5 protein-coding genes and 1 pseudogene are annotated in these 14,454 nt (G+C 63.3%); 4 read left to right on the forward strand and 2 right to left on the reverse strand.

Annotated features, from left to right (window positions below; all coding sequences use genetic code 11):
• A partial coding sequence (locus AC6EUL_RS21910; RefSeq protein ID WP_499872680.1) for a calcium-binding protein occupies positions 1 to 1,693 on the forward strand: 1,693 nt, incomplete at its 5' end.
• A gap of 348 nt (positions 1,694 to 2,041) precedes the next feature.
• Here the strand turns inward: AC6EUL_RS21910 and AC6EUL_RS21915 are convergent.
• Positions 2,042 to 2,686, reverse strand: a pseudogene (locus AC6EUL_RS21915) (hypothetical protein).
• A gap of 252 nt (positions 2,687 to 2,938) precedes the next feature.
• Between AC6EUL_RS21915 and AC6EUL_RS21920 the strand changes: the two are divergent.
• The 3 genes from AC6EUL_RS21920 to AC6EUL_RS21930 all read left to right on the forward strand — a co-directional run bounded on the left by AC6EUL_RS21920 (position 2,939) and on the right by AC6EUL_RS21930 (position 12,788).
• A complete protein-coding gene (locus AC6EUL_RS21920; protein WP_499872682.1) occupies positions 2,939 to 8,170 on the forward strand; it encodes a heparin lyase I family protein in 5,232 nt (1,743 codons plus the stop codon).
• Positions 8,171 to 8,579: 409 nt separating this feature from the next.
• The gene (locus AC6EUL_RS21925) at positions 8,580 to 10,829 is read left to right on the forward strand and encodes a polysaccharide biosynthesis tyrosine autokinase (RefSeq protein WP_499872683.1); all 2,250 of its coding nucleotides are present in this window, start codon (positions 8,580 to 8,582) and stop codon (positions 10,827 to 10,829) included.
• A 384-nt stretch (positions 10,830 to 11,213) separates the two neighbouring features.
• A complete protein-coding gene (locus tag AC6EUL_RS21930) occupies positions 11,214 to 12,788 on the forward strand; it encodes an SGNH/GDSL hydrolase family protein (RefSeq protein ID WP_499872685.1) in 1,575 nt (524 codons plus the stop codon).
• A 496-nt stretch (positions 12,789 to 13,284) separates the two neighbouring features.
• On the opposite strand, the gene AC6EUL_RS21935 is transcribed toward AC6EUL_RS21930, so the two are convergent.
• Positions 13,285 to 14,307 carry an IS110 family RNA-guided transposase gene (locus tag AC6EUL_RS21935; RefSeq protein WP_499872687.1) on the reverse strand — a complete coding sequence of 341 codons (1,023 nt, stop codon included), beginning with the start codon at positions 14,305 to 14,307 and terminating at the stop codon, positions 13,285 to 13,287.
• Between the last annotated feature and the right edge of the window lie 147 nt (positions 14,308 to 14,454).

Consider the following 14,454-nt stretch of genomic DNA (forward strand, 5'->3'; position numbering starts at 1 on the left):
CGGGGCGAACGTCGAGGTCAAGGCGGCGGCCACGACCAATCCCGTCATGGCCGGGTACACGGCCGGCGAGTCGATCCACCAGTACACGAACATCAGCACCTCGTACTTCACCAGTACGGACGGGCTCGGAACGACGCTCGCCAATCAGATCGTCAACGGGCAATCCAACATCGCCGTGATGGCGACGCAGACCGGGGGCAAGAACGTCCACTTCGCCACGGACGGCATGCTGGCCGACAACAACATGCTGGCCCACGCCCTGGATTGGACCATGGCGCCGGCGACGGATTGGCTGACCGATACGACGGATGCCGGCTACACCCAGCAGATGTTCACGGACTTCATCGCATGGGCCGCGCAGGCGGGCTCGGAGTTCGTGACCCTGAACGATCTGGCGCAGCGCACCGCGACCCTGGAGAAGTCCGACGTCAGCTACAGCTTCGATGCGGCGTCGAACGTCCTCACCGCGTCGGCGACCACCGCGGCCGGCGATCTCGGCAAGTTCGCCCTCGACGTCGGCGCCGGCCACACGATCAAGAACGTCGCCGGCTGGTACGCCTACGACAGCAACAGCGTCTTCGTGCCGAAGGCGGGCGGGACCTTCAAGATCGCCCTCGACGGGACCCCGGACGACGTCACCCACCTGACCGCCCTCGCGGACCGGTCCGACCTCCTCAGCGTGACCGGCGACGGCAGCAATCTCAGCTACGCGGTCGTCGGTGAGGGCCACGACCTCATCCAGCTGAAATCCCATGCCGGGCAGATGGTGCAGGTCACCGGGGCGGATGGCGCGAGCCTCTCCGGCGCCACCCTGGACCTGACCCTGAACGGATTGGGCCAGCACACCGTCTCCGTCGTTCTGGCGTCGGCGCCGGTCGGAACGACGGTGGGCGACTGGATCTTCGGAACGGACGGCGCGGATACGATCAATGGCGGGGGCGGAGCGGACACGCTGCAGGGCCTCAGCGGCAACGACACCTACATCGTCGACAACACCGGCGACAGGATCTTCGAGGCCGTGAATGCCGAGATTGACCCGGTCCAGAGCTCCGTCACCTATACGCTGCCGACCGATGTCGAGAACCTGCTCCCGACCGGCACGGGCGCCATCAACGGAACCGGCAACGCGCTCGCCAACGTCCTGACCGGGAACGCTGCTGCCAACATCCTCTTGGGTGGCGCCGGCGCCGACACGATGCAGGGTCTCGGCGGCGACGACACCTATGTGGTCGACAACACCGGCGACGTGGTCGTGGAGGCCGCCAATGCCGGCACCGACACGATCCAGAGTTCCGTCAGCTACACGCTGTCGGCCAACGTCGAGAACCTTCTCCTGATTGGCACGGCCGCTATCAACGGAACCGCCAACGCCCAAGCGAACGTCCTGACCGGGAATGCAGGGGCAAATACCCTTTCCGGCGGTGATGGCGCGGACATCCTGGAGGGAAAAGGCGGGAACGACGTTCTCACGGGCGGCCTGGGCGCCGACGTCTTCATCTTCAACAAGGCCGGCCAGGGGTTTGACACCATCAGGGACTTCATGCGGCTCAGGGCGATAGGCTGCAACTGCACGCTACGAATTACGCTCTCCCGATCGGGAAGCTCGCGACCGATTGGTTCGAGACAAGTGCCTCTGGCATCGCCACGAAGGCGCATGCAAAGTTCATCTTCAACTCGGGCTCACACATTCTGAGCTGGGATAGTGATGGCACCGGAAGCGCGGCAGCAATCCAGGTGGCGACGTTCTCGAACAATGCGGTCCTCAAATATCAGGATTTTCTCGTGATCACTTGATTCACCTTTCGAGACATCCTCGATCCTCGGATATCAAGAATGTCTCTTTGGTCGAGCGAGGTGACGGAATTCATATCCTTTGAGCCGGCTTGAATTCCGCAGTCGATCATCCGCATCGGCCTCGTGTGCATCCGACGCGCGCTGAGACCGGCGTCCTCGAACAGGGCAAGGCGTCCTGCGACGGGCATCGGCAACCGGCAGGCCCGGCTGATGAGATCAGCAAATGCCGGATCCACGTGTTTGCCGCCTATGCCTCGCGACATGACCCTATGCGCCGAGACCGAGACGTCTGCTTGTTCCAGGCATCGCAGCAGTGGTCGAGGGCGCCGATGTAGGCGTGGAAGACCCGGTTGCCGAGCCAGGTCCGACGCATGAACCACCGCAAGTGCGCGAACGGGTCCAGAACTCGGGCAGGCGCGCTAGCAGGGGCATCAGAGGATGTCGCCGGAGACAATCAGCATCTTCATGGCGTGCCGGCCGGCTTGATCGGGCAAGGGTATGGCGTGAGCGCCCGGCGCTGAGGCGTGATGGCGCGGGCGCGCCGAAAGTTTGCGGGAGCCCCTGGCCCGCAAGATCGGGCTCAAGGTTTGCTCAGAGGTCGACACGCCATGATCCGCGGCCCGGCACCGAGCCGGGTCGCAAAAACGCCGTCCCTGTCTGCGCAGTGCCGCAACCGTCTGATATCCGACCCGGCCGCGTCCGAACGCGAGCCGCCCGCCGCGATCGGCGGCCGCGCCAAGAGGCGGCACATCTGGGCCGGATCGCGTGAACCCTTGGCCGGCGCACGCAGGGCCTGCGTATTGCTGCCCGATCACAGCGGCGCGGGAGCGGCCCTCGCATCTTCCTCAGGCTCCGGAACCCGAGGACAAGGCCATGATCGGGACGTCTTCAATACTTGGGGCGAGCCATGATCGAAGAGGCATGGTCTATAATACGAATGCAGTCGATCATCCGCAGATAGATGGAATAAGCCTTTCGCAACGCATCCGAAAGCACCTGATCACGATCGCGTCAGAGTTCAAAGCGGGATTGGGTGGAGCTTCCGCTTAAGCACAATGCGCCATTAACGGAGGGTTGACTCTGTCTTAAAATCTCCACGATATGCATTGATGTTGCCGCGCAGCAAAATCTGGAAACCCCGCACTTGAACTACGAACAGAGAAATTCAGCTGCGTTGTGGAGCCTGACGGCTTCCGGCGACGATACGTTGCGATTTGAACTGCGCGACGGCGATTTCGCAGCTATAGATGCCAATAAATACACGCCAGCCGAACGTACGGATGTTATCTTTACCGATCGATTTGCGGCACAGGATCCAGTTCACATCAACTTCAATCTGAAAGTTGACCCTGGTGATCTTAACTCTGCGTCATTCCTCGTTCTCGGCCAGTTTGTCGCGAACATGGCGGACGGTACGACCGCAGCATCTTCTCCGTTCGACATCGATCTATCGGGCGATCAACTGATCGTATACATCCGCTGGACAGATGTGTCCGGCAAGATCGTCGGCAAGCATATCTACGTCGACAGCGCCAATATCGTACGGGACGCGCTCTATAACATCGACGTCAAGGCTATCTTCGACTCGGGCGGTCAGGGGCGGCTCGTGCTGGCGGTGAACGGCGCCGTCGTGGCCGATTACAGCGGACCTCTCGGCTTTGCCGGACAGGACAGCGTAAGCTGGGCCGAAGGCATCAGTCGCGACGCCAAGGCGACGGAGACGATGGCCGTCGAATACAGCAATCACGTCTTCGAGAGCGGCGATCTGGTCCAGTTCCCAGAGCCGGCTACCTACCTGCCGGCTCCGTCGCTGGCGATCAAGTACGTGAACGCCATCCCGGGGGACAGCGACATCTTCGCGACGACCCTGTACGGTTATGCCCTCGGACGAACGACGGTGTCCATCTATGCCGACGGCGTTCTGGTGGGAACGAGCACGGTCAGTCCCCAGGGTCGCTACGACATCGTGGTCAACGTCGAGTCGGCAGGTAGTCATTACCTGACGGCCGTGCTGACGGACAGCGCTGGGAACTCAAGCATTTCGTCGGTCCCCTCAAATTTCATCATCGGCGACTCCTCGGACCCAGCCGCGCTGACGCCCGCCAACTTCATCCTGTCGATGGGTGGCGAGACGTACTGGGTTCAGAACGCGAGCCGTCCCTGGAGCTTCTCGTCTCCCGACGCAAACACCTTGCGCTTCGAGGTTCGCGACAACGATGTCTTCCTGTGGGATCGTCAGGCCGGCATCTTCAGTGAACGCAGCGAGATCCGCGACGAGCACAACATCAAGGACGGAACTCCGCTGGAGGTCTCCTACAAGTTCAACCTGGAACCAGGAGCTCGGAATGACGCCGCCTTCCTCGTGACAGGGCAGCTGCACCAGGACGACTACATGACCGGGCAGCGGTTCAGTCCGCCGTTCGAAGTCGGGTTCAGCGGCGAGAAGATGGTCCTGACCATCCGCTATCTGAGCGGTGACGGCAAGCAGGCCGAGAAGATCATCTACTCCGATGGCAACGACATCGTTCGCGGGCGCTATTACGACATCAATATCAAGGCCGTGTTTGATCCTACCGGCCAGATTGGCCGCCTGGTGGTGACGCGGGACGGCGTGACCCTTGCCGATTACTCCGGCCCCCTCGGCTTCCCGGGACAGGACCACGTGTACTGGAAGGAAGGGGTCTATCGAAGCTCCGCCGGGGCGGTCACGATCGCGGCGAACTTCCGGGATCTTGTTGTCACCGCCGGCCATGCGGTGACGTTCCCGGACAAGAACGATTTCATCGCCGCGCCCACCATCGATTCCACGAGCATCGCGGGGGATGCTGCGGACCGCACCGTCACCTTCAACGGTCAGGCCAAGGCCGGAACCGTGCTTATTATCTCCGAGGGCGGGACACCGATTGGTGAGACGGCGACCGGGCCGGACGGCACGTTCTCGCTTGGGTTGACCGTTGCGGCCGGCAGCCGACACACCATCGAAGTCTTGGCTCAGGAAGGGAGCCGCAGCGGCGTTGGAACGCTCGTTGAGTTGACGACCGCGGCCGACTTGATCGCCCGCATCGCTTCCTTCAACAAGCAGCCCGCCCTGTCATCAATCGTTCTGACAGACACGAACATCCTGCCGATCTCGGCGGCAACGTATCTTGCCAGCCTTATCAACGCGAATTCAGCCGCCTTGGCAAAGATCCAAGACGATTTCACGTTCATGCGGACGACGCTCGTCACTGGGCAGAGCTATGACAAGCTGACCGAGCAATTCAGCGAGTCGGGCCTCCTCTTGGAGCGGATCCGGTATTCGGGCAGCAAGGTCGTTTATTCGGAAACGATCTCCTCCGATGGGTCGAAGGTCGTCAAAGCCTATCCGCCAGCGGGAGGGGTCGACATCTCCTTCTACGGGGCGGACGGGAAGCTGACGGAGGCAGACCGCATCAACGCGGCGGGCGTGACCTACGCGAAGGAGATGCGCCTCGCTGATGGCTCTCGGGTGTCACACACCTACGATCCCAGGACGGGGGCGGAGACTGGATACACCGCCATCGCCGCAAGCGGCGAGAAGCAGGTGGTCACGCTGAACATCGCCGGCCAGCCCTATTCGCAGCAGGTCTACTCCTACAACGTCGCCGGCAAAATGATCGCCCAGGAGCGCTTCACGGCGGACAACATCCGGATCTACGCGCAAGTCTGGCTTAACGAAGGTTCCAGGGAGATCCACAAATACAGCCCGGCATCCGGGTTGGAGACGGACGTTACGTATTTCCGTCCAGACGGGACATACGATATCAAGACATTGCAGATCGTCGGGCAAGCCTACGCCACCAAGCTCGTGTCGTACTCGTCCGGCGGTAAAATCGTGGGCACCGACACGTTCGACGGCGCCGGAAAGCTTCTTACGTCGGAAGACTGGGCCGCCGACGGGTCGTACGTCGCGTTCACCATCGATCCTCACGGCATCAGGATCGGCTACACACAAACCTTCGTGGACGGCAGGAAGGCCATCGCGGTCAATGCCGCCGGCCCCGGGGAACACCTCCTTCAGAGGAACTTCTACGATGCGGTAGGGCACCTGACCCGAACCGAACAATTCGGGCCGGACGACATCTTGATTTCGACGCTGACATTGAGCGCGGATGGCAGCAGCGTTCTGATCGTCCTCAATGCTACGACCAAACTCCCGAGCGTCATCACCGCCGCTTCAGCCGACGGGGCGAAGGTGGTCTCGACGTTCGTCGCGGATGTCATATCCACTGTCGAGCGTTTCGACCCGGCTGGTCATGCCGTGGAGATCGATCGCTACGATGCTGCCGGACACCTCGTCGAGCTCAAGTTGTTCAGTGCTGACGGATCGTTTCAGCTGAAGAGTCTGAACCCGTCGGACGGGAGCGTCGAAAGTGTCGCCGTCCACGCGACCGACGGCTCCTATACGATCACGGTGTTCGCTCCAGGCAGTTCCACCCTTCTACTGAGCAACAGCCGCTTCGACGCCAGCGGACACCTCCTGGAACGCGTGCTCTACGACGCTGAGGGCCGGACGTTGTCCGTCGAGACGGGGGCGAACGGCACGGCCGATGCCCGTGTGACTGCGATCGACCCGGCGACCGGACTGGCGACGGGGTACAGCGAGACGCATGCCGATGGCAGCAGAACCGTCGTTGCCTACGTGACGAACAGCGTCGAGCAGGTCGCACGCATCGACCTTCTCGACCCGACCGGCAAGCTCCTCACCACGACGCTCTTCGATGCGGCCGGTCATCAGGTCCAGACGACCGAATACGATGACGAGGGTGGGCATCAACTCTCGATCCTCGATCCGGACACGGGCCTGCGCGTGGCGTCGACCTACTTCTCTGAAGATGGGTCGCAGGTTGAATCCACGTACCAAGACGGATCGATCCACTACATCAGAGTCTTCAACGCGTCGCAGGTTCTGATCAGGACAGACCTTTACGGACCGCAAAATCAGAAGCTGTGGTCGGACGTCGCGATCGAGGGCGGGCACCGTCTATCCATCTATGGGCCGTCTGGTTACGTGCAAACCGCGACAGCGACCTTTGTCGACGGCTCGAAGGAGATCACCGAGTACTTTAACTCGGCGTCAGCCACCGCGGCAAGCATCGAACTCTACGACCCTGCGTCAAAGCTCATCTTGAAAACGACCTTCGACGTGCTCGGGCACAAGGTCATGTCTAAGAGCTTCGGGATGGATGGCAGCGTGCTGTCGACCCAGTACGATCCCGCGACGGGCGAGGCTACGGGGTACGTTAGGACGGATGCGAGCGGCGCATATGTCGCCGGGATCTACGACTCGCGGTTCCCTAAAGGCCTCCGGGCGTTCGATTCCTACGACGCGTCTGGCAAACATCTCACCGCGAAAACCTGGAATGCCGACGGTTCAATCTCGGTGTACGTGATCAACATTTCCGGAATGAAGACCGGCGTGACCACGACCAAGCTGGATGGATCGTACAGCGTGTCGCAGTTCCTGGCGGGAAGCGAGGTGCTGCTTGCCTCTTCGTTTACATACGGTGCCGACAAGCAACTGAAGGAAACCAACACCTTCAACAATCTTGGTCAGCTCATCAAGACAGAAATCCGTCAGCCGGACGGATCGCGCGAGAATCATACCTTCGACGCTGCGACGGGTCATGAGACCGGCTATACAATCCGCTATCTAGACAAGAGCCAAGTCATCGCGAATTTGGCCGTGGTCGGAAAGGGCTACACCGAGCAATACGCCACCTACGACGGAGCCGGAAAGCTCGTGTCGATGATCCGGACGTATGGGGATGACAATCATACAGTCGCCTTGAACACCCAGGTGAGGGGAGACGGATCGAGCGAGACGCACAACTACGACACGGCCGGAAGAGAAATCTCGAAAATTCTGACGTACAGCGACAGCTCACAAGATACGTTAGTCTTCACCTATATCGGCACCTCCACGGTGGCCGACACGACTCAGCAGATCCATAGTGGGGTAGGCGGAGTCAAGCAGTGGAGCGACATCGGCAAGGCGGACGGAACTCACCTGCAGACGGCCCTCGCAGGCGGCGTGAGTCTAACCTCGCATACCGACGTTCCGGACACCATGTATGTTCACAAAACAGCGTCCGACACCTTTGTTTTCCCTTCTCATTTTGGGAATGACACGATCATAGGCTTCAAGGCAGGCGCCGCGTCGAACCACGACATCGTTGAGATTCAATCTCCCGCTGGCTTGAGTTATGAGCAACTCAGTGCATTGGCGACAAAGTCAGGCGGCGACACTCTCCTAAGCATCAGCCCAAACGACACCATCTTGTTTAAGGGGGTAACGCCAGACAAGCTTGTCGAGGCCAATTTCCATTTCACGATCCACGCAGATCTTTACGTTTAGAGCAACATCTGGGTACTCCGACGAGCCTCCCTGCACTGCCCCCTGATGGTTCAGGGGGCAGCGGTGGATGGGATCGTCAGAGGACGAACGGGCGCGGTGCGCGGCCGGGCGCGTTCCCTGGCGACGATGGAGCGCAAGCCCCGGCGGGCCTGGGTGCCACTCATTAACGGACAGCTGTTCGTCGGCCTAGTCACAGCCGCCCTATGCCCCTATCGTCGACGGCGCTTCACCCTGCCCACAGATGCGAGAGTGCACAGGTGGTGCCAGGATCGCCGCGCCTCGACCGTCATTATGTGTACGGCATGCAGCGTTATATTCTTCGCGCCAACGCCTTGTGCGTCGGTCAGCCCGGGGGATTGATACCGGCCGGGTATTGTGTTGCCCGTTAGGCCCTGACATCGTGCGAGACATGCTCAAGGTGAATCCATCCGACTTCGACCGCCCTTCGCCCATGGCTGGGCCCGCCGCACCCTTTACGCTCGATCTGGCGCAGTACTGGGGTGTCGTGCGGCGCGAGTGGCCGCTGATCGTGGGTCTGGCGACGGCGGCCGGACTGCTGGCGCTGTTGTACTGCCTGACCGCGCAGCCCCTGTACACGGCGTCGGGCGCGATCATGATCGACGCGCGCAAGAACCAGCTCCTGGGCAACCAGCAGGTCTTCAGCGACGTCGTGCTTGATGCGAGCGTGATCGAGAGCCAGGTGGAGCTCATCCAGTCCGAGAGTGTGGCGCTGGCCGTGATTCGCGACCTCAAGCTCGTCGACGACCCGGTCCTTGCCGATGGGGGCGGTATCGGTCCTCTGTCCTGGCTGCGGGGTCTTCTTGGCTCGGGTAACGATGCAACCTCGACTTATGAGCGCGAGCGCGCGGCGGTGACGGCCTTCATTCGCGCGTTGAAGGTCAAGCGGGCCGGGCTGACCTACGTCATCGATATCGAGTTCACGTCCCCGTCGGCCAAGCGCTCGGCCGAGATCGTGAACGCGATCTCGGACGCGTACATGGTCAATGAACTCGATGCGCGCTACCAGGCGACACGGCGCGCCAGCAGATGGCTGCAGGACCGGATTAAGGAGTTGCGCGAGCAAGCCAACGTGGCCGAGGCCCGGGTGCAGAATTTCCGCACGCAAAATCGGATCATCGACACCGGTCGGGGCCTGCTGTCGGAGCAGCAGCTCGCGGACGTGAACACACAGCTCGCAACGGCGCGGGCCGCGACCGCGGAGGCGAAGGCGAAGCTTGACCGCATCACCGAGGTGGCAAGCGGCGACGTTCCGGACGCGACCGTGACGGACGCCCTGCGCAGCGAGGTCATCACGCGGCTGCGCGCTCAATATCTGGACCTCTCCTCGCGCCAGGCCGACTGGGCGGCGCGCTACGGAGCCAATCACAGAGCGACCGTCAACCTGCGCAATCAGATGGATGAAATCCGCCGCTCGATCGTCGACGAGGTGCGCCGGATCGCGCAAACCTACCGGAGCGACTACGAGATCGCGCGGGCGCGGGAGGAATCCTTGCAGGCGAGCTTGGCTGGGCTCGTGAGCCAGGCCGGCGCCACCGGCCAAGCGCAGGTAGAATTGCGCGATCTCGAAAGTTCGGCCCAGACGGCGCGCAACCTCTACGACAGTTTCCTCCAACGCTTCCTGGAGGCGACACAGCAGCAAACCTTCCCGATCAGCGAGGCGCGCCTAATCACGGCGGCGACACCGCCCCTGTACAAGAGCGCGCCGCGCAACCGGCTGATCGTGCCCGGCGCCGTCGTGGCGGGCCTCCTGCTTGGGATGGCGACGGCCTTTCTGCGCGATCGCCTCGCCGACGTGTTCCGCACCGTGCGAGACGTGGAGACACATACCGGCGCGGAGTGCCTCGGCATCCTGCCGCGGGTCGAGTTGCGTGACGTGGCGCCGGCGCCGGCGCTTCCCCAGGCGGGAGCGCGGTCGGTGATGCGCACGAGCCCGGTCACGCGATATGTGCTCGACGCACCGTTCTCGCGTTTCACGGAAGGCCTGCGGAGCGTAAAGGTGGCGATCGACGTCAACGGATATGCCCGCGAAACGCGGGTGATCGGCGTCGTTTCGGCGGTGCCGAACGAAGGCAAAACGACGGTGGCGGCCAACCTCGCCACGCTGATGGCGCAGCTGGGCCATAAGGTGATGCTCGTGGACGCCGACCTGCGCAATCCCACCCTGACCCAGGCCCTGGCGCCGCAGGCGGAGGCGGGGCTGGTGGAGGTGCTAACGGGCGCGCGTTCCCTGTCGGATGTGATCCATGTCGAGGCAGGGACGGGGCTGAACCTCGTGCCAGCCGTGATCAGCAGCCCGATCTCGCATACGGCAGAGCTGGTTTCCTCGCAAGCGATGGCGTCGCTTCTCGAGACGGCCCGGGAGCAGTACGCCTACATCGTGGTCGACCTCCCGCCCGCCGTGTCGGTGGTGGACATCCGGGCGTGCGCACACCTCATCGACGGGTTCGTGTTCGTGGTCGAGTGGGGCCGGACGAGTCGGGAAGTGGTGGCAGAGGCGTTTGCAGGGGCGGACCTGCTGCGCGAGCGACTGATCGGGGTGGTGCTCAACAAGGCCAACATGGCGGCCCTCAAACGGATCGAGGGCTACAAGGGCCGGCATTATGCCAATTATTACTACGACCACAGCAAGGCGGCGTGAGCCGCACGTCTCCTCGGATCGGGATCGCTTCGACAAGGGGTGATATCGTCCGGGCGGTGGCTGCGCCGTCGCCAGAGGGCGTCCCGAGAGTCGGCACCCCGTGCCATCCGCTTCTCGTAGTGGGCTTCTCCATGATCGCGAGCGCCGCCTGCCGGAGCGACGGCACCGGGATCTTCGCGGCCGAGCGCCGACAGAGGGCGATCCCGGTCCATGCGGGCCGGCGGAGCCGGGGTCCGGTGAGGGAACCCGGCCGTCGTTGCGGACGCGATGGGCGCCCCGTTGAGCCGGAACCGCCCCCAGCGGAACCGGGCCGGGCTGGCGCGTGGCCGGCCGCCTCGCCCCAGATTGCAGTCAGCGTCCCCTACCCCGTCTGAGAGGTTCCCGATGCGTCGTCTCGCACGCCTCCTCGCTCTCCTTCTCGCACCCGCTTCGGCGTCGGCCCAATCCTGGCCCGACCTCGCCGACGCCAATTCGTGGACCTTCGCGGCTAATCGCCTGGGGGTTCACACTGGTGTTCTCGTCGCCACGCCTGCGCAGCGGGCGGCCTTGTCCCACGTGTACCAGGTCTCGCCCGAGTACCCGGCCACCGGACTGCGTCTCGCCTTCGTAAACTTCTGGGTTGACCAGAGCGGCGGTCCGATCGTTGAGCGCTGCCCCGGCAACCCGAAGACGATCGATTTCGCGACCGTATTCATCGGTGCGACCGCCTATCCCGTCAAATTCGGCGGCGCCACGTCGGCTGTGGTCCGGGATTGCGACTTCATCTGGTCGGACCCTCTACACGACGCTTCCGGAGCGCCCGTTACGCTGCCTCCCGGGACGACCTACTTCATCCGCTCGTCCCAGAGCGTCTCGGTGGGCGAGAGTCTCACCCAGGGCAACGCCCTCCAGCTTAATGGGCGTCACTCACATGCCTTCCTGGGTGAAGGCGTCGAGTACACAGGCGCGCCGCAAATGGCCCGCCGCCTCTCCGGAACGGTGGCGGCGGTCGGCAACGGCAGCGCCCTCATGGGGCCGGCGCTCGCCATCGCACAGGGCTGGGACGGGCGTCCTGCCGCCGTGATCGTCGGCGACAGCAATGGCGTGGGCCAGTCGGATCTCGACTTCTCGCCCGCCACCAGGGGCGTCACGGGCTTCGTCGCTCGGGCTCTCGACGATGCCGCCACGGGGCGCTGGACCTTCGCCAACCTCTCGGTGGGCGGCACCCGTCCCGGTACACAGGCCTCGATCGCGCCAGGCGAGTACGGGCTTCGGATGCGCCTCCTGCGCTCCATCCCGAATCGGCCCTTCAACCGAGTCTTCGTCCAGATGGGGGCAAACGGACTGTTCACGAGCCTGACGCGATGGCAGGCGGACATACGGGCGCTCTGGCGCTTCTGGCGCCACGCCTGCCCGGTCTGCCCGGTCTACCAGACAACCTACTCGCCTCGGGTTCAGGCCCTTGAAGGCACCCGCTGGACCGACGAGGCCCGAATGGTCCCAACGGATCTGACCGTTGACGCTTGGCCGGACGGGCGACGCTGGCAGGCCAGGCGCTGGCTTGCGACAGGTCAGGGCCTGCCGCCCTACGTGACGGTCCTCGACGTCTCGCCGGCCCTATGCAGCGACAGCAATCCGGTAGCGTTTCGGGTTCCCACAGGGTCGTGGACGCTCGGAGCGCCGGCAACGACCTCGCCCAGCGCGAGCGCGATCCAGCTCTCGGGTGAAACCGCGCCCACGCCCGGCGATGCCTACGTCATCGAGGCCGGTACGCCCAACGCCCAGACGGTGATCGCGCTCACCGTCACGGGATCGGGACCTTGGTCTGTCCTGCTCTCGGCCAGCCTCGGGCGAGTTCACTCGGTCGGCGCACCCGTTCTCAAGGCGCCCACGGGCGACGGCCTCCATATGGGTGCGACGCCGCATAGATGGGCCGCAGCGGCGCTGATCGCGCTCAAGGCGAACGGAACGCTGAAATAATCGATCGATGCGAGGTTTGCTTCTCAGCCTTCACAAGCACCTCGGCATGCGCATGGTTGCGCGCGTATCTCTGCGGGAGGGACGTTACCGAGGGGTTGGAGCAGCGCTCTAGATGTTTGATCCCAGGGTTTGATGGTGCAGTCTTCACACTGTAGTGGAGGGACGCGCTATGGGCCAGGTTCTTCACGGCAGCGCCATGACGACTGAGGCGATCCGTCGAGCGATCCAGCATAGTCATCTTTGGACGGCCCCTGCTCTGCAACGGTAAAGTTGGGCTGATCTGACGATCGGTCGGGTGCGGTCATCTTTCCGGCCTGTTGGCGCGGCGCTGATGGCCGCTGGCCCTGATGAAGTCCGCTGACCAGGTCCGTTCAAGCGAGCGAGCGCGAAGCTCGGACTATGCTGCGGTGTGCCTGGTTTGCGGCCGCGTTCCGATCACCATCAACCCTCATGCACCCTTCCAGTCCAGAGCTGCGGGGCTACCGCAGCGATTAAGCTAAGCGTGGCTCGCCGTGCGATAGACGTCTCCACGTGCCAGCAGCGCCCAAGCGATGCGTGCCGTCTTGTTGGCCATGGCCACCGTCACGACTCGCGCCGGACGACGCTCAAGGAGGGATCGGATCCAGGCGGCCGCACCCTGGGTGCTCGTTCGCGCCCGGCGGAGCACTGAGGTCGCCCCCATGACCAGCAACTTGCGTAGGTAGCGGTCTCCCATCTTGGAGATACGGCCTAGCCGCTCCTTGCCGCCCGACGAGTTTTGGCGTGGCACGAGGCCGAGGAAGGCTGCGTACGCGCGGCCCGAGCGGAAGTGGGTTGGATTGGTGACAGTGGCCACCAGGGCCGTGGCGGTGATGATCCCCACACCGGGAATGCTGGCTAGGCGCTGGCTCGCCTCGTCCTGCCGATGCCATACGAGCAGCACTCGCTCAAGTTGGTTGATCTGGGTCATGAGGGCCTTGATCTGTGCCACCATCAACAGCATTGCGGACGCTACGATCGGCGGGAGGCGCGCCTCATCAGCTGAGCGGATCTGTACGACGAGGTCGGCTAGGCGCAGCGCACCCTGCGGAGCGATGAGCCCGAACTCGGCGCAGTGGCTGCGCACGGCGTTGATGAGCATGGTGCGCTGGCGGACCAAGAGGTCTCGGCCGCGATGCAGCACCAGCACGCTCTGACGCTCTGCGGTCTTGATCGGAACGAATCGCATGGTCGGTCGTGAGACAGCTTCACAGATTGCCTGAGCGTCGGCCGCGTCGTTCTTCTGACGACGAACATAGGCCTTCACGTAGGCTGGCGGGATCAGCCGGACCTGGTGCCCGAGTGCGGACAAGGTGCGGCCCCAGTAATGCGCCGTGGCACAAGCCTCCATCCCGATGAGGCAAGGCGACAAGTCTTCGAAGAACCGGAGGACCTCCGATCGCCGAAGTTTTTTCCTGAACACGACGCACCCGCCGGCATCGACGCCGTGGACCTGGAAGACGTTCTTGGCGAGATCGAGCCCGATTGTGATGCTGCTCATTGCATAAACTCCTTGCCGAGGTGGACAGCGGCAATACCGTACCAAGCGCTGAGGCCGGGTGCAGGGGCCATCCACATGGGGTAATCGCGGGAGCGAGCCCCCTTTGAGCCGATCGGTCTTGGACGGCGGCTGTTCCCCAATACGATG

This window comes from Methylobacterium sp. 001424705 (genome assembly GCF_059816145.1).